At 69.9% G+C, this 15050-nt stretch carries 20 protein-coding genes and 1 riboswitch; of the genes, 10 read left to right on the plus strand and 10 right to left on the minus strand.

Annotated features, from left to right (window positions below; genetic code table 11):
- Positions 1–15 precede the first annotated feature (15 nt).
- Positions 16–969, minus strand: a complete 954-nt coding sequence (locus ACIGEP_RS01240) for an alpha/beta fold hydrolase (RefSeq protein WP_396659815.1) — start codon at positions 967–969, stop codon at positions 16–18.
- Between the two features lie 43 nt (positions 970–1012).
- Here ACIGEP_RS01240 and ACIGEP_RS01245 point away from each other — a divergent pair, with 43 nt between their 5' ends.
- Complete coding sequence (locus ACIGEP_RS01245; protein WP_396659816.1) at positions 1013–1492, plus strand: carboxymuconolactone decarboxylase family protein; 480 nt, start codon at positions 1013–1015, stop codon at positions 1490–1492.
- On the plus strand, positions 1489–2202 hold the full coding sequence (locus ACIGEP_RS01250) for a tyrosine-protein phosphatase (RefSeq protein ID WP_396659817.1): 714 nt from the start codon (positions 1489–1491) through the stop codon (positions 2200–2202). Before ACIGEP_RS01245 ends, ACIGEP_RS01250 begins: the two co-directional genes overlap by 4 nt.
- A 6-nt stretch (positions 2203–2208) precedes the next feature.
- On the opposite strand, the gene ACIGEP_RS01255 is transcribed toward ACIGEP_RS01250, so the two are convergent.
- The 4 genes from ACIGEP_RS01255 to ACIGEP_RS01270 form a co-directional block, all read right to left on the minus strand.
- On the minus strand, positions 2209–2655 hold the full coding sequence (locus ACIGEP_RS01255; protein WP_396659818.1) for a Fe-S oxidoreductase: 447 nt from the start codon (positions 2653–2655) through the stop codon (positions 2209–2211).
- Positions 2652–3464, minus strand: a complete 813-nt coding sequence (locus ACIGEP_RS01260) for an arginase family protein (protein ID WP_396659819.1) — start codon at positions 3462–3464, stop codon at positions 2652–2654. Before ACIGEP_RS01260 ends, ACIGEP_RS01255 begins: the two co-directional genes overlap by 4 nt.
- 61 nt (positions 3465–3525) lie before the next feature.
- The gene (locus ACIGEP_RS01265) at positions 3526–4260 is read right to left on the minus strand and encodes a PspA/IM30 family protein (protein WP_064001454.1); all 735 of its coding nucleotides are present in this window, start codon (positions 4258–4260) and stop codon (positions 3526–3528) included.
- 74 nt (positions 4261–4334) lie between these two features.
- Positions 4335–6293 carry a TPM domain-containing protein gene (locus ACIGEP_RS01270; RefSeq protein ID WP_396659820.1) on the minus strand — a complete coding sequence of 653 codons (1959 nt, stop codon included), beginning with the start codon at positions 6291–6293 and terminating at the stop codon, positions 4335–4337.
- Between the two features lie 153 nt (positions 6294–6446).
- On the opposite strand from ACIGEP_RS01270, the gene ACIGEP_RS01275 reads away from it, so the two are divergent.
- The 3 genes from ACIGEP_RS01275 to ACIGEP_RS01285 are packed head-to-tail and all read left to right on the plus strand — an operon-like array spanning position 6447 to position 8937.
- Complete coding sequence (locus tag ACIGEP_RS01275; RefSeq protein ID WP_396659821.1) at positions 6447–7280, plus strand: DUF3097 family protein; 834 nt, start codon at positions 6447–6449, stop codon at positions 7278–7280.
- A gap of 59 nt (positions 7281–7339) precedes the next feature.
- Positions 7340–8086 carry a tRNA (guanosine(46)-N7)-methyltransferase TrmB gene (trmB, locus tag ACIGEP_RS01280; RefSeq protein ID WP_396659822.1) on the plus strand — a complete coding sequence of 249 codons (747 nt, stop codon included), beginning with the start codon at positions 7340–7342 and terminating at the stop codon, positions 8084–8086.
- Positions 8086–8937: a CPBP family intramembrane glutamic endopeptidase gene (locus ACIGEP_RS01285; RefSeq protein WP_396659823.1), complete on the plus strand. Its 852-nt coding sequence runs from the start codon at positions 8086–8088 to the stop codon at positions 8935–8937. The genes trmB and ACIGEP_RS01285 overlap by 1 nt, the downstream gene beginning before the upstream one ends.
- A 9-nt stretch (positions 8938–8946) precedes the next feature.
- Here ACIGEP_RS01285 and ACIGEP_RS01290 read toward each other — a convergent pair whose 3' ends face one another.
- A complete protein-coding gene (locus ACIGEP_RS01290; RefSeq protein WP_396659824.1) occupies positions 8947–9447 on the minus strand; it encodes a hypothetical protein in 501 nt (166 codons plus the stop codon).
- 126 nt (positions 9448–9573) lie between these two features.
- Here ACIGEP_RS01290 and ACIGEP_RS01295 point away from each other — a divergent pair, with 126 nt between their 5' ends.
- On the plus strand, positions 9574–10056 hold the full coding sequence (locus ACIGEP_RS01295; RefSeq protein WP_396659825.1) for a pyridoxamine 5'-phosphate oxidase family protein: 483 nt from the start codon (positions 9574–9576) through the stop codon (positions 10054–10056).
- Positions 10057–10154: 98 nt separating this feature from the next.
- A complete protein-coding gene (locus tag ACIGEP_RS01300) occupies positions 10155–10310 on the plus strand; it encodes a hypothetical protein (protein WP_396659826.1) in 156 nt (51 codons plus the stop codon).
- Positions 10311–10416: 106 nt separating this feature from the next.
- On the opposite strand, the gene ACIGEP_RS01305 is transcribed toward ACIGEP_RS01300, so the two are convergent.
- Positions 10417–10599, minus strand: coding sequence for a hypothetical protein (locus tag ACIGEP_RS01305; RefSeq protein WP_396659827.1), 183 nt, complete (start codon positions 10597–10599; stop codon positions 10417–10419).
- 245 nt (positions 10600–10844) lie between these two features.
- Positions 10845–10908: riboswitch (guanidine-III (ykkC-III) riboswitch) on the plus strand.
- 12 nt (positions 10909–10920) lie between these two features.
- On the opposite strand from ACIGEP_RS01305, the gene ACIGEP_RS01310 reads away from it, so the two are divergent.
- The 3 genes from ACIGEP_RS01310 (at position 10921) to ACIGEP_RS01320 (ending at position 12008) form a co-directional block, all read left to right on the plus strand.
- Positions 10921–11238: a DMT family transporter gene (locus tag ACIGEP_RS01310; RefSeq protein WP_396660989.1), complete on the plus strand. Its 318-nt coding sequence runs from the start codon at positions 10921–10923 to the stop codon at positions 11236–11238.
- An 85-nt stretch (positions 11239–11323) separates the two neighbouring features.
- Positions 11324–11467: a hypothetical protein gene (locus tag ACIGEP_RS01315; RefSeq protein ID WP_396659828.1), complete on the plus strand. Its 144-nt coding sequence runs from the start codon at positions 11324–11326 to the stop codon at positions 11465–11467.
- Between the two features lie 55 nt (positions 11468–11522).
- On the plus strand, positions 11523–12008 hold the full coding sequence (locus ACIGEP_RS01320) for a hypothetical protein (RefSeq protein ID WP_396659829.1): 486 nt from the start codon (positions 11523–11525) through the stop codon (positions 12006–12008).
- 202 nt (positions 12009–12210) lie between these two features.
- On the opposite strand, the gene ACIGEP_RS01325 is transcribed toward ACIGEP_RS01320, so the two are convergent.
- The 3 genes from ACIGEP_RS01325 to ACIGEP_RS01335 form a co-directional block, all read right to left on the minus strand.
- A complete protein-coding gene (locus ACIGEP_RS01325) occupies positions 12211–13563 on the minus strand; it encodes an SAVED domain-containing protein (RefSeq protein WP_396659830.1) in 1353 nt (450 codons plus the stop codon).
- Between the two features lie 83 nt (positions 13564–13646).
- Positions 13647–14549 carry an AAA family ATPase gene (locus ACIGEP_RS01330; protein WP_396659831.1) on the minus strand — a complete coding sequence of 301 codons (903 nt, stop codon included), beginning with the start codon at positions 14547–14549 and terminating at the stop codon, positions 13647–13649.
- Complete coding sequence (locus tag ACIGEP_RS01335) at positions 14543–15049, minus strand: hypothetical protein (protein WP_396659832.1); 507 nt, start codon at positions 15047–15049, stop codon at positions 14543–14545. Before ACIGEP_RS01335 ends, ACIGEP_RS01330 begins: the two co-directional genes overlap by 7 nt.
- Between the last annotated feature and the right edge of the window lies 1 nt (position 15050).

Below are 15050 nucleotides of genomic sequence, written 5' to 3' on the forward strand. Positions count from 1 at the left end.
GGGCGTGGACTTCCGTCACCGACCGTCATGTGCTGCTCTGAGGGCGGCTGCGAGCTCGACGGGGCGCTCCTCCTGCACGTTGTGCGCCGAGTCCAGCTCGACGTGCCGGGTGGTCGGCAGCCGACGGAGGAACTCGTCCCGATCGGCCTGAGTGAGGAACCCGCGGGTGCCGGTGACGAGAGTGACGGGCGCGGTGACGGCGGCCAGGTCGTCCCACCCGGCGGCGGACAGGATGCCGGCATCCGCCCGCTGTGCCGCGTCGACCGCGTCCGCGGCCTCGGGGTCGGCGGCGAGCCGGTTGGCGAGGTGGGCGTAGTGGTGCTTCCACTCGACGCGGCCGTCGGGGCGGATGCGGGAGTTCAGCGAGACGCCCCGGGTGGCGGCCTCGCGCGACCCGCCGAGCCCGAACGACAGCGCGCGTTCGACGAGGTCCTCGCGGCTGGCCCAGTCGGTCGGGCCCGCGAAGAAGGCGCGGATCGAGGCGGCCGCGCCGTTCGGGTCGATCCCAGGGGAGATGTCGACCAGGACGAGGGCGTCGACGAGCTCCGGATGCCGCGACGCGAGGGCCGCCGCCGCGAGCCCGCCGAGCGAGTGACCCACGAGGGCCTGCGGACGGCCGAGTGTCCACGCGGCGACGGCGGGGGCGATGTCGTCGGCGATGGTCGCTCCCGTGTAGCGTGCGTCCTCCCGCCACGACGAGTCGCCATGCCCCGGCAGGTCGAGGACGAGCGCCGGGAGTCCGGTGGCGAGGATCGTCGTGTCCCACGTGTGGGCATTGAGTCCGGCGCCGTGAAGGAGCGTGAGCTCCGGGGGGAGGGCCGGGTCGCCGAATCGCAGGGCGCTCACGGTGCGGCCGTCCGAGAGGTGCTGGGTCAGCCGCTGCACCGGGGGAACCGGGACGCCCAGGGCCTCGGCCTGGGCGGGGAGGTAGGAGAACTCGTCGAAGGCGTCGTCGCTCACGCTCCTCATTCTCCTCGATCCCGGGTACAGCGGGCGCCGCTAGGGTGACGGCATGAGCGAACCGCAGCGCGTGCACCTGGCTCGAGCGGCCCGACCGGCCTACGACGCCCTGGAGGCGTTCGCGAAGACGGTCGGCGACCTCGCCGCCGATGCGGGGATCGACGCGCGGATGCGCGAGATCGCCCTGATCCACGCCTCGCAGCTCAACGGCTGCGCCTACTGCGTCCGCGTCCACAGCGACCGTGCCGTCAAGGCAGGGCTCACAACCGACGTCGTCGCCCAGATCGCGGTGTGGCGGGACTCGGGTGTCTTCAGCGAGCGCGAACGCGCGGCGCTCGAGCTCACCGAGGCCTACGTCTTCATCCACGAGGACGGTGTCCCGGACGAGGTCTACGACCGGGTCGGCGGCATCCTCTCCGAGGAGGAGTACGTCGCCCTCAGCTGGCTGCTCGTCTCGATAAACGCCTTCAACCGCGTCGCGATCGCGGGGCGCTACCCGGTGCCCGGGCGTTCGGCGTCGCCCGCACCGTGACGGTCCACGACGTCCCCGGTGCGTTCAACGTCCGCGACGTCGGGGGGCTGCCCGCCGAGGGCGGGGTCACGCGCGACGGCGCCCTGTTCCGATCGGGGCACCTCGCCCACCTGACGCCCGAGGGCCGCGAGCGGCTCGGCGCGTTCGGCATCCGTCGCATCGTGGATCTGCGCGACGAGCAGGAACGACGATACGACCCGTCCCATATCGACGGTCTCGACGTCGAGACCGTGTGCCTGCCGATGTTCGCGGGGTCCGCCGCCTCGTTCTTCGACGACGACCTCTCGCTCGACGACCTGTACCGGGCGCTCATCGTCGGCTCCGCATCGAGACTCGTCGACGTGGTGCGGGCGGTGAGCGCGGTGCAGCCCGTGCTCGTCCACTGCACCGTCGGCAAGGACCGGACTGGCCTGTCGGTCGCGCTCGTCCTCGCTGCGGCGGGCGTCGACGAGGATGCCGTCGTCGCCGACTACGCCCGGACCGAGACGCTCCTGCCGGCAGCGCGGAACGAGAACGTCCTGCGGTTCCTCCGCGCGCGATACCCGCACGCACGGCATCTCGAGGACCTCGCGACCCGTTCGCCCGCACCCACCCTCCGCGCCGTCTTCGACGACCTGCGGCTGCGATACGGCGGCGCCGTCGAGTACCTGCGGGCCCACGGTCTCGGTGACGACGAGATCGCCGACCTGCGGCGCGCGCTCATCGTGTGACGGGCCTCAGCGACGGGGCACGTACCGCCCGTCCGCGAGCCCGGCCTCGATCTCGAACCGGTTGGTGAGCGGGTCGCGGCCCGCGAACAGGTAGAGCAGCGGCATGAGCATGCCGTACCGCCGCCACTGCTCGCGGTGGACCGACTCGTGCGCGAGGAGGCGATCGTCGATGACTCCTGTGCCGGTGAGGAAGCAGCCGCCGACGCAGACGCCGCCGCGCCCGTACGTCGCCCCGGGCATCCCGCGGAAGACCCACAGACCCGCGCGGCGTTCGATCCGGCCGGTGGACCAGAGCGTCCCCCACGCGAAGCCGAAGGCGGTGCCGGCGAGGTAGCCGAGGCGGCTGAGCGGGGAGTCGAGGAGGATGCCGGGGATCCACCGGTCCCATCGACGACCTCGCTCGACGGCGCGGGCGGCGCGCTCCTCCCAGCCCGCCGGGGGCACCGGGCTCACGCGAGTGCTCCCAGCAGTCGCAGGATGGTGCCGAGGTCCTCGACCGCGGCGTCGCGACTGGCCGGGGCGAATCCCGACAGCGAGGCGCCGACCAGCGGCATCCGCTCGCGCAGGCGGCCGATGGCGGCGATGACCTCGGCGGGCTGAGCGCCGAACGGGACGGGCTCGAGCACCCCGATGACGGTCGCCGGGTCGAGCACGTCGAGGTCGATGTGCACGTAGACCGCCTCGGCGCCCGTCGCCGCAACGGCCTCCGCGAGCGCGGCAGGGTCGGCGAGGGCGTCGGCGGACAGCATCGAGATGGGGGATGAGTCGAGCAGGTCCGCCTCGGCATCGTCCAGAGCGCGGGCACCGACCAGCACCGTGCGTGCGTCGGTCGCGGGCGGGGCATCGGTGAAAGGCCCGGGCGCGACGGCGGCGCGCAGGGCCATGCCGGCGAGGGCGCCCGAGGGCGAGGATTCCGGGGTATGCAGATCGCCGTGGGCGTCGAACCAGACGACGGCGAGGGACGGATGCCGCGCTGCCGCCGCCGCGATCCCGGGGAGCGCGACCGCGCAGTCGCCGCCCACGATGACCGCGGGGTCGTCGGCTGCGGTGACCACGTCGGCGATCGCCTCCCGCACACGGGCAAGGGTGCTGAAGCGACGGATGCCGGTGCCGAGCGATTCGCCCGCCTCGGTGGGCACCTCGATGCGAGTCAATGCGGAGCGGGGAAGGTCGTCGGCGATCGCCTCGGCGCCGTCGATGAGGCGCATCGCGCGGGCGGACGGCGAGCCCTGCCACTGCGGGGCGACGAAGAAACGGGTCATGGGCACCTCCGGGGAGCAGGACGGCGCCGGACCCATCGGTCCGGCGCCGTCCGTGCGGATGTTACTGCTCGATCGCGCCGGCGTTGCCGCCGGTCTTCAGGGCGGCCAGTCGCGCCTCGACCTCGGTGAGCTCGCCGATGTCCTCGAGCTGGTTGAACTGCGCATCGATGGACGACGCGGCGATCTCGGCCTTGCCCGCGGCGAGCGCCTCCTGCCGGCGGACCTTGTCCTCGAAGCGGCCGAGCTCGCTCGTCGGGTCGAGGACGTCGATCGACTTGACCGCGTCATGAACCTTGTTCTGGGCCTCGGCGGTCTTGGCACGGGCGAGCAGCTCCGAACGCTTCGACCGCAGCTGGTCGAGCTTCTGCTTCATGCCGTTGAGGCCGTCCTTGAGCTTCTCGACGACCTCGGTCTGCGCGGCGATCGAGGGCGCGATCGCACGTGCCTCGTTCTCCTCGCTGATCTGGCGCTGGAGGGCGATCTTCGCGAGGTTGTCGAACTTGTCGGCATCCGTCGTGTTCCCGGCGCTGCGCAGCTCGTCGGCCTTGCGGCTGGCGGCGATGGCCTTGTTGCCCCACTCGGCTGCGGCCTTCACGTCCTCGTCGTGGTCGCGCTCGAGCAGACGCAGGTTGCCGATGGTCTCGGCGATGGCGGTCTCGGCGTCGGCGATGTTGTTCGTGTAGTCCCGGACGAGCTGGTCGAGCATCTTCTGCGGGTCCTCGGCGGAGTCGAGGAGGGCGTTGATGTTCGCCTTCACCAGGGTCGAGATGCGGCCGAAGATGGACTGCTTTGCCATCGTGTTTCCTTTCCTAGCGGGAGGTCGTGGTGTCGAGGTCGGTGTGGAGGTCGTGCGTCGGCGTCGGCGGAAGATCAGAAGCGACCGCCTCCTCTGCGGGATCGTGAGCCGCCGCTGCTGCGTCGGATCGACCCACCGCTGCGTCCGCCGCTGCGGCGGGACGAGCCGCCGAACCCGCCGAACCCGCCGGACGAACGGCGGGATCCCCCGCCGCCGAGCAGTGAGCCGAGGACGATGCCGCCCAGCATGCCGCCGAAATCGCCCCCACCGCGACTGTTTCCGCCGCCGGCGAACGAGCCGACGTCGTTCTGCGCGAGACGGGTCGCCTCCCCGGCGAGGGACGAGGCGTGCTGGGCCAGCGCGAGCGCTCGTTCGGGGTCGCTCTCCTGGGCCTGGGTCGCCTGGACGAGAGTGGCACCGGCCTCGGCCAGCCGCGTGCGGGCGGTGGCACCCACCGCACCGCGCCGCGACCGGATGAACTCCTCGGCGGTCGACACCTGGGCTCGGGCCTGGAGGAGGGTCTGCGCGAGGACGCTGCGGGCCCGGTCAGCGCGCTGCTGCGCGTCTCTGACCTCGCCGAGCGCGCTGTCGATGGCGGTGTTCGCGCGCTCGAGCAGCGTCAGTGCCGCGAGGGGGTCTCGGTTGCCGCCGGTCAGGTCGTTGCGGGCCGCGTCGAGGTTCTGCCGGGTGGCGGCGATGACGGGCGCGAGCCGCGACTCGGGATCGGGCGTCGCCGCCGCCGCCGCGAGATCCGCCTCGAGCTCGGTCACGAGAGCGGCGCCGTCGCGTTCGGCCGCCTGGAGGTCGGCGGAGAGCTTCGTGAGGGCGTCCTGCAGCTGGGCCGCCTGCGCAACCGCCTGCTCCGCCGCACGGATGCCGACGGTCGCCCCCGCGCCGTCGCCTGCCGCGACCTCGCGCTGCGCCTCGGCGAGCCGCGCGTCGGCGAAGGTGAGTCGGTCGCGGGCCTGGGCGGGGTTGTCGGCGACGGCGCTCAGGGCGTCGGCGCGGTACTCGGCACGGAGCCGGGTGAGCAGCGTCTCCGACTCCTCCGTCCGGGCGCCGACCTCGGCGCGACGCTGCTGGATGTGGGTCAGCGCCTCCGGCGCGTTCCCGGCGAGGTCGCGGAGTGCCTCGAGCGCATCGGTCTTCTCCGCCAGCGTCGCGGCGGCCGACCGGCAGAGGTCGAGGATCTGCTCGTACCCGGCGCGGCGCTGCTCGGGGGAGTCCGGCGTCTCGTCATCCATCTTCTGCTGCAGCGAGAACGCCTGCTGCAGCGAGTCCCGCGCCGCGGTGATCGCCTGCTCGAACTCGACCGTCGCGGCATCCCCGAACTCCGCCTTCGCGAAACCGAGCTCCTGCGTGCTCGTCGAGACGGCGTCGTCGGTGCGCACGAGCGCGGCGCCTGCCTGCCGCTCGAGTTCCTCGAGAGGGACCTGCTTCTTCCCGGATGCGAGGCCCGAGCCGCCCCGGCGGCGACGCACGAGCGCCCACACCACGAGACCCGCCAGAGCGGCGACGACGAGGACGACGACCCAGACGACCCCGCCGAAGCCTCCGGATCGCGCCTGTTCGAGGCCGTCCGCGGCGGCGACGCCGGCCCCCGCCCAGTCGCCGTCGCTCAGGGCGGGGCGGACGCGGTCCTGCTCGATGCGGGTGATGGCGTCCCCGGCGATTGGGCCGCTGGAATCCGCCGAGAGATAGTACGCGCGACCCTCGGTCGCGATCGCGAGGAGGTACTGGTCGGGACCGAGGTTGTTGCGCTCTGCTGCTTCGTTCGCCCAGTCCTCGGCGCTCGTCGGATCGGTGAAGTCGTCGACGTAGACGACCCAGAGGCCGATACCGGTGTCGTCCTGGAGCTGGGTGAGACGGGCGTCGAGACGCGATTCCTGTGCGTCGGTGAGGACGTCCGATGCGTCCAGTACACGGCTCGCGCCGAGGGCGACGGGCTCGGTCGCTGCGGCAGGGGCAGCCACCACGACGCCGACGACGATCGCGAGCGACACCGCCACGACGGACGCCAGGCGGGATCGCATCGTCCAGACCTCCGGGAGTCGCTCGAGTGCGGTCGGAACCGCCTGTCGCGAGTCTATGCCGCGACCCGTATGTCTCGGTACCGGCATCCGGCCGGAGCGCCTGTGCGTTCCCTCTGTGTTCCTGATCTAGGCTTCCCGGTTCGGGAGGTGTCGATGGACGACCGGTACGGAAGCGACGTTCTCGCCACGGGATGGCGCGACAAGGGACGGCCCACCGTCACCACGGTGCCCGCCGAGCGCGGACTCGTGGTCGAGATCGCGCTCGACGACTTCGTGGGTGCTGTGACCGGCGTGACCGCGGGCCATGTCGAGCTCGAGGACCGGCACGGCCGCGTGCGTCTGTTCCCCCTCGGCGGCGGATTTTTCGTCGATGGCGCGCCCGTGCAGCTCGTCCCACCCCGCGCGGCGGCCCCGGCGGGACGAACGCGCACGGCGTCCGGGTCGTTCGCCGATCCGCAGGCGCGCGCCCGCGTCGCCCGCGCGTCGCGGATCCTCGTCGAGGGCCGCCACGACGCCGAACTCGTCGAGAAGGTGTGGGGCGCCGACCTCCGGATCGAGGGCGTCGTCGTCGAGTACCTGCAGGGCGTCGACCTGCTCGAGGACCTGCTGCGCGACGAGCCGCCGAGCGCCGACCGCCGCTATGGCGTGCTCGTCGACCACCTCGTCCCGGGCTCGAAGGAGACCCGGATCGCCGAGCAGATCCTCCGCGGTCCCCACGGCCGGTTCCTGAAGATCGTCGGCCATCCCTACATCGACGTCTGGCAGTGCGTGACGCCGCGCGCGCTCGGCATCTCCGCCTGGCCCGAGGTGCCCCGGGGGATCGAGTGGAAGAAGGGCGTCAGTCGTGCCCTCGGTTGGCCCGCCGATGACCAGGCCGACATCGCTCAGAACTGGCAGCGCATCCTGGGGTCGGTCACGACCTACCGCGACCTCGACCCCGCCCTCCTCGGCCGTGTCGAGGAGCTCATCGACTTCGTGACGGCATGAGCGGGCGGCGCAAGGGCAGGCCCGCGGGAGCGCCCGACACCGCGGGATACCCTGGTCGCATGCCCGACCCCGATGCGCCCGAGGCTGCGCCGCGCTTCCGCGACAAGCCCGTGTCGTTCGTGCGCCGGAGCGGTCGCATGAGCGACGCGCAGGAGCGGGCCTGGGACGAGCTCTCGAGCACGTACCTGCTCGAGGTCGAGCGGGATGCCGCGGCCACCAGCATCCGCCCCGGTTCCACGGTCGACCCGGCCGCGGAGTTCGGCCGTGAGGCGCCGCTGGTCGTCGAGATCGGGTCGGGTCAGGGGCACGCGATCGTGCACGCCGCCTCGGCGGCGCCCGGGACCGATTTCATCGCGGTCGAGGTGTTTCGCGCAGGCTTGGCCCGGACGATGCTCGACGCCGACCGTGCGGGGGTACGGAACCTCCGGCTGGTCGAGGCGAACGCGCCCGAAGTCCTGGAGCACCTGCTGCCCGAGGCATCCGTCGACGAGGTCTGGATCTTCTTCCCCGACCCGTGGCACAAGACCAAGCACAACAAGCGTCGGCTGGTCGCCGACGGCTTTCCCGCGCTCGCCGCCCGCGCGCTGCGCGACGGCGGTCTGCTGCGGCTGGCGACCGACTGGGAGGAGTACGCGCTGCAGATGCGCGACGTCCTCGCCGAAGCGGCCGAGTTCGAGCCCGCGTTCGAGGGGGAGTGGGCGGAGCGGTTCGAGGGCCGCATCATGACCGCGTTCGAACGCAAGGGCGTCGTGAAGGGGCGCGACATCCGCGACCTGACGTACCGCCGCCGGCCGCGGACGCCGTGATGGTGCGCGCCGACGCGGGGGCACGTCCGTACATCGACGTGCGCGTCGTGCCGGCGCTGCTCGTCTGCCTCGCCGCTCCCGCGTTCTTCGTCCTGCTGACGCCGTGGCTCGGGTGGGTGCTGCTCGCGATCGGGCTCGGGGTCGCGGCGGTCCTCGAACGGCGGGATGCCGCGGGATCCGCTCCCTCGCTCACCCGCGATCTCTCGCTCATCGCGATCGGCATGCTGATCGTGAGCGTCATCCCGCTGAAGGCGGAGCTCGACGACGCGGCGATGATCCGCTTCACGCTCGCCCTCGGCGGCGCGGTGCTGGTGCCGTACCTGGTGTCGCGGTTCGTCTACCGCGATCATGCGATCCGGTTCCCCTGGCGCGGCGGCGGGCGGTGGACGGCGTGGCAGTGGGCGTGGCTGGTCGCCGTACTCGTGCTGGGGTGGTTGATCCTGCCGTTCTACTTCATCACCTCCGGCGTCTACGAGAACTGGCCCGTCGTCGACACCCCGGACCTCATCGCGCGCCTGTTCGTCGGCGTGGGCGCGGTGGGCATCTGGGATGAGCTGTTCTTCATCTGCACGTGCTTCGCGTTGCTCCGGCGGCACTTCGCCGACGCGACGTCGAACGTGCTGCAGGCGATCGTGTTCGTCTCGTTCCTGTGGGAGCTGGGCTACCGCGCGTGGGGACCGGCGCTGACGATCCCCTTCGCTTTGCTGCAGGCGATCATCTTCCTGCGGACGAAGTCGCTCGCGTACGTCGTGACCGTCCACCTGCTCTTCGACGCCGTGGTCTTCGGCGTGCTGGTCCACGCGCACAACCCGGGGCTGCTCGACGGGGTCTTCCTCGTCCCGTCGCCGTGACCCTCAGCGTCAGGCGCTGACGGCGGAGGCGGTCGCACGCCCCGAGGTCGCGTATGCGACACCCAGGACGACGAGGACGATCGCGGCGGTGCCGCTGGCCACCATGAGGACGGATCCGCCCGCGGCGTGATCGCCGCCGGAGATCGCGAACGTGTCGGCGAGGGACATGCCGGGTCCGAAGGATGCCGCGAAGTAGGCGGGCGCGCCCCCGGCGATGATCGCGAGGTATGCGGCCGTGACGACGCGGGTGGATGCGGTGGGCACGAGGATCGCCGGGACGAGGACGACCAGCGCGAGACCGATCCCGATGCACGCGAACACCCAGGGCGCGGGGGTGAACACGGTCTCACCGCGTGACGCAGCCACGGCGCCGATCTCCCCGAGGGTGAGCCCCGGCGCAGCGGCGAGCGGGTTCCACACCGAGATCTGGAGCACCATCACGACGGCGTACGCGGTGACGGCGAGGGCGCCGAGGACAGCGATGGACGTGCGCAGTGATCGCGTCGACATGCGCTGAGCATGGCACACGACCCGCTGTCGAGGCATCCGTGTCGCTCATCTGGTGGAGGGTGTCAAGCCCCGCGTTCGCGGGTCGGCGCGGTGCGAGCCTGGCCGAAAGATGAAGGAGGGCCCCTCATGGCCGACGAGAAGGATCCGCACGCGACACTGATCGACCTGCTCCCGAAGTTCCGCTTCGCGATGGTCACCACGATGAACGAGGAGGGCGCTCACACGGCGCGGCCCTTGACGGTGCAGGACCACGAGTTCGACGGCGATCTGTGGTTCATCGTCGGCCGTCGGTCCTCGGTCGTGGCTCACGTCGCGACCCGGCCGCAGGTCGGGGTTGCGCTGAGCACCAACGACGCCTGGGTGTCCATCGCGGGAAACGCCGAGGTCGTGGACGACCTCGAGCGACTGCGCGAGTACTGGTCGCCTGCGGTCGAGGCCTGGTTCCCCGACGGGCCCGAGGACCCGAACGTCACGCTGCTCAAGATCGATGCGGCGTCGGGGGAGTACTGGAGCAGCCCCGGTGGTCTCGTCGCTTCGGTTGTGAGCCTCGTGAAGTCGAAGATCACGGGTGAGCCGTACGAGGGACGCAACGACACCGTCGAGCTGTGACGATCCCGCACGGAGGGGGCCTGTCAAGGCCCTCCGTGGCGCGGATGTCGCCCCGTAGCGTCGCCGCCGCGTGACCGACAGCGACCGGAAGGACCGCGATGAGCGACACGAACGGCTCGGATGAGCACAACACCCAGGGCGTAGCTGACGAAGGCGCCGAGGCCGACACGGCGTCGGGCGGTTCGCCTGATGAGAACCCGCCCGTCACCACTGACGAGGACGGCACCCCCATCGAGAACCCCTCGGGCGGCTGAGTCCGTCAGGTGACAGGTCTGCCGTCACGCGAGGATGTCCGTCCTTCGCGTGACGGCAGTTGTGCGCACGGGGTCGCGTGACGGTGCGCGGGGGTCGCGGGCGGCGTCAGAACATCGCGAGCAGCGACGGTCCGAAGGCCACCAACAGTGCGACGGGGACGACGAGCAGCCCGATGGCGGCGATGCCGATGGCGGCGATGGTGCCGAGCACGGAGAGTACGGCCGCGGAGGTAGCGCTACCCGCGCGGGCGACGGAGGACGACGGGGTGGGGAGAGTCGCGGTAGCCATGCTTCGACGCTACGAATCAGCCGGGGTTCGGCGCGTCCACCGCAAGGGTGGCCGGGGTCATCCTCGGGGATGATCCGGGCCGTCAGAACGGCGGAGGTCCGCATCCCCTCCCGCCCCCCCCGGCATCCGCCCCCCCGACGTCGAGACTGCACGTTCGCCTCGAGACTGCGCCTCCATGCCGCATCCTCGTCGCGCGGGCGCAGTCTCGCGAGCAGGGTCTGCACAGCCGCGATCGCTAGACTCGTGGCGGGCCTCACCCCGGCCCCCGGACGAGGGTTCAGTACCCGGTGAGCGACAAGACTGGCCAGGAGGTCAGTGATGTTGTCGTGGATCGTGCTCATCGTCGCCGGGATGCTCGAAGCGGTCTGGGCCACCGCGCTCGGTCGCTCCGAAGGCTTCACGAAGCTGTGGCCGACGGTCACGTTCGGTGTGGCGCTCGTCGCCAGCATGGGTGGTCTCGCCTTCGCGCTGCGCGAGATCCCGACGGGCACCGGCTATGCCGTGTGGGTCGGGATCGGGGCATCCCTCACCGTCGTCTGGGCCATGGTCACCGGCGCGGAGTCCGTCTCGCTCGTCAAGGTCCTGCTGATCCTCGGGCTGGTGGCCTGCATCGTCGGGCTGAAACTGGTCTCGGACTGACCTCGCGGGCTGTCAACCCCGAGCGTCCGCGTCGACTCCTGGTTAGCGTCTGATCCACAGACGACACCGACAGGCGGAGGGTGACATGTCCGGCGACGACCGCAGCACCGACGAGAACGCGTACGAAGGACCCGACGTGGAGCTTCCCACGCACGACGGGGCGGTGCCGGGCGGCATCCCTCCCTCCGGGCACCCCGTCGACCCGGACGACACCCGCGACGGCGACTGACCGCCGCGGGAACGACGAAGGGGACCCGGCGCGATGCCGGGTCCCCTTCGTATCCGTGTGCTCCTGGCTGGAGGACGTTCGAATCTCGTCGCGGGCGCTCAGATCGTTGATTTCACGGGTGAAGGCTGGTGAGCTCGACCTAAGCGAGGACCGGATCCGGACTCCGATTTCGGACGTTCGCGGGTGCGTCATCGAGTCGATTGGGAGGGTTCGAAACTCGCTCACAGCGGAGGAGATCGGTCGTATGGTTGAAGCCTACGAGAGGGGCGCGACGATCAGGGTTGTCGCTGCGGAGTTTGGGCTGAACCGCGAGACGGTGATGCGGCACCTCCACAGGTCGGGCGCGAAGCTGCGCCACCAAGGGCTGGACGAGGCCGGCGTCGCGAAGGCGCGGGAGCTCTATCTATCGGGTGAGACTCTTGCGAAAGTGGGCGCAGCTCTCGGGGTGGCTCCCGGCACCGCTGGTCGCTATCTGCGCGCCAGTGGCGTGGCGCTGCGGCCGCCACTGTTCCCATCCGGTCGGTCATCGTTGTCTGAGTGAGCAGCAGACTTGGCCACTACGGACGTGCAGGGGCGAGGATGCGGCTACTGGTCTCGTGTAGCGAGCCCCCGGCGAGAAAGGCAGATGGCCGTGGGAAGCACTCGCCGGCGGAGCGTTCGCTTCTCAGAGGCACGCGCGGATCGAATTCGTCCCGAGGCTGCGGAGGTCCGAAAGACGGACTCATCGTGTGCGGGCAGCCGGGTCAGTTGGTGAAGGCGAACGCCGGTTCGTACCCGGGGGCGAGGTCTTCGTAGAGGGTTGTGGGCGGTACGCGGTCCCAGACGTGCCCGAGAAAGAGGGCGAATGGGCCACTCGCCACCATCACGACGTGTAAAGGGGTCCCGGCGAGGTTGCGTCTGATCCAGTCGCGAATCGCAACGGCGGCCGCAAGCGTGGCGGCCCCATCGGTGAAGAGCCTACGGTTCGGGCCACCGTCAACGGTAAGGGCGACGAGTCGGCTGATGTCGGTTCGGTTCGCGAACGCGGTGGCGACATCGTTTCGTCCGGTGGTGGACATCTCCAACACGACGGCGACGCCTGCGGCTCCGTCTGTGCCGAGGTGGGTGTCGTGAAGGATGTGGACGGCGGGTGTGGGCGTTGGTGAAGTGGTCGGTGCCCACAGGACACCTCGGTCGTACGCGGCGATGTCGAATCCGGCGACATCGCGCAGCGCGGCACCCACCGCAAACCAGGTCGGAAGTCGCATGGCGCCTCGAACGGCGACGTCTGTTATTCCGCGTTGACGAAGTTCCTGACGAACATGAGCGAGGTCGGCGGGGAGACGTGTCTGCCAGTCGGCAGGGTCGATGAGTCCTCGCCGCGTTTCGGGGGTAGTTCCGCGGAACCTATCGACCCAGTCCACGGTGATAGCGTCATCGTTGCCGACAGGAACCCGGTCGAGGGCATGGACAACGACGAGGGCACGGGGTTTCCCGACACGGAGCCCAAACTTGTCGATGAATCCGCGAAGTTCTTCGGCGGTGCGGACTCCTCGTGTGGTCTTCACCCATTCGCGCATCTCGGTGAGTGCGATGGCAAGGGACTCGGGGCCGGGCTTAACTCCCGCTCCTACTGCCGCGTCATCGACTTTGTCGCGCCAGTCTTTCTCCGTCTGCCCGAGCTGGATCTCAAGAACATCAAGAAAGTCGAGTAGCTCCTCCACCGTGCAGCCAGCGCTAGTGGCGACCGTGGCCAGGGCCCCCTGTACCGTGGCGGCGCGTGCGCGGCGTAGCCTCGGTCCAAGCCGGTTCAAGCGGTCACGTTCTCGAAGGAGAACGTCGTCCGGGTCGATTGGACGGCTGGTGACGAGCACGATCCCGTCGTCAGGTCGCCCGAGACTGTCCCAGGAGGAGTACAGCCGCCTGATGAGTGAGGTGGTGTTGGGGGCGGTCAGCCACGCGATATTCACCAGTCCGGCGGAAGAGACGGCTGCCTTCACTTGAATGTACCGGCAGCTGCCATCGACGTAGGTGATGGCGACGTCGTCGAGGTTGCCGGCGTTGTCGACTTCGATCCCGACCGAGGCGATATCCGTGCCGGGCGAGGAGGCTTTCAAGCACCAATACCAGGCGATCAGGTGTTGCAAATCGTCGCCGGTGAGGCGGGCGCCGGATGGGCTCGGCGGCGGAGTTACCCCGGTCATTTCTCGGTGAACGGGGGTGTCGGCGGGTGCGCCGAGATCGCGGCCATGACAGAGCCCGCATCCAATGCCATGCTGGGGTAGGAGGACAAGACCGCCGCGGGCAGGACACGGTTGACGATGTCGGAGTAGGTGTGCCCGTACCCGCGACCGTCGTCACCTGCCGCCTGAGCGATCTGCTGGATCTCCGGCTCTGTAACTCCCGCCCCGTCTAAGGCTGTGGTGAAGAGGGCAGCGCGTTGGATGTCGTTGGGGCGTTCAAACTGGAACTCACTGGCGGCTCGTCTCCGCACAGCCGGATCCAAAGCGCTAACACGGTTGGTGCACATGACGACCAAAATCGGGAGGCCCTCAACAGCGACGGTATCGATCCCACGAATCAGGGCGTTCACGCCGGCACGGTCTTCGTGGTGCATCTGTCCGAGCTCTCGGGATTGCGCGATCGCGTCGGCCTCATCGATAACCAGAACCAGCGCGTGCCCTTTGGGCATACGGCGTCCGCGGGACACAACTTCGTCGAACGCTTCGCCCAGCAGTTTCGTCATCTCTCCCACAGCGCCCGTGCCGCGGGCTCGCAGGCTCAATCGCAGCACGGTGATCTCGATCTCGTGCTGCACCGCGATCTGCTGCGCGAAAGACTCCGCCAGCGTGGACTTGCCGGTGCCCACGTCGCCGGCAAACACGAAGAGGGGAGTGCGTTGCGCGAACGCCGAAACAACCGGCAGGACGACACCGTGCTGTTCTTCAGACCAGGCACGCAGCGAGTCAGGGTCCAACAAGACGGCCGCGTTCTGAACCAGTGCGTGCTTGACCTCGTCGAGCCCGACGAGCGAGTCATAGCGGCGTTGCGCCCGCGCGTTAGGGAGTTCGAGTTCCTCGTCAAACATGTCCGAGTTCACCATGGCTTGAACTCCGTTCTGCTCACACCGACACCGTTCGACGAGTACGTGTTCCCGGTGGCCCAGGATCCACCGGCTGTGCCGGGTTCCGCGGCTCCTGAGCGACGGAACGGCAACGTCGCCGCAAACGCATCCCAGTCCGCTGCGCTCAACGCGGCCTTCTTGCTCGAGTAGGTGAGATACGAGTAAAACGTGGCACCGGAAATGTCGACGCCGCGCGGAATCTGCCCGGCCCGATCGTCCGCGGTCAGCGTCCCGTTGCTGTTGGCGGTGTACCGCAGGGCGACGATCCAGTCGCTGCCCCGCTTGTACCCGTATGTGACGGTCCCCAGATAGCCTTTGGCGAGCATCTGTGCTACTTCCTCACCATAGTTCTCAATGTCCCCATCGTCGGGATGCCCGTACGCGCGCTGCATCAGTTTCAGATCAGTCTTGACCTTCGCGCTGATGTGGCGCGCGTTCGCGATCGTGAACGTGCTGGTGTTTGTAAAACTGGATGACATT

Origin of the sequence: Microbacterium sp. NPDC077663 (assembly GCF_044542795.1) — a bacterium.
In the GTDB taxonomy this organism is placed as follows: Bacteria; Actinomycetota; Actinomycetes; order Actinomycetales; family Microbacteriaceae; genus Microbacterium.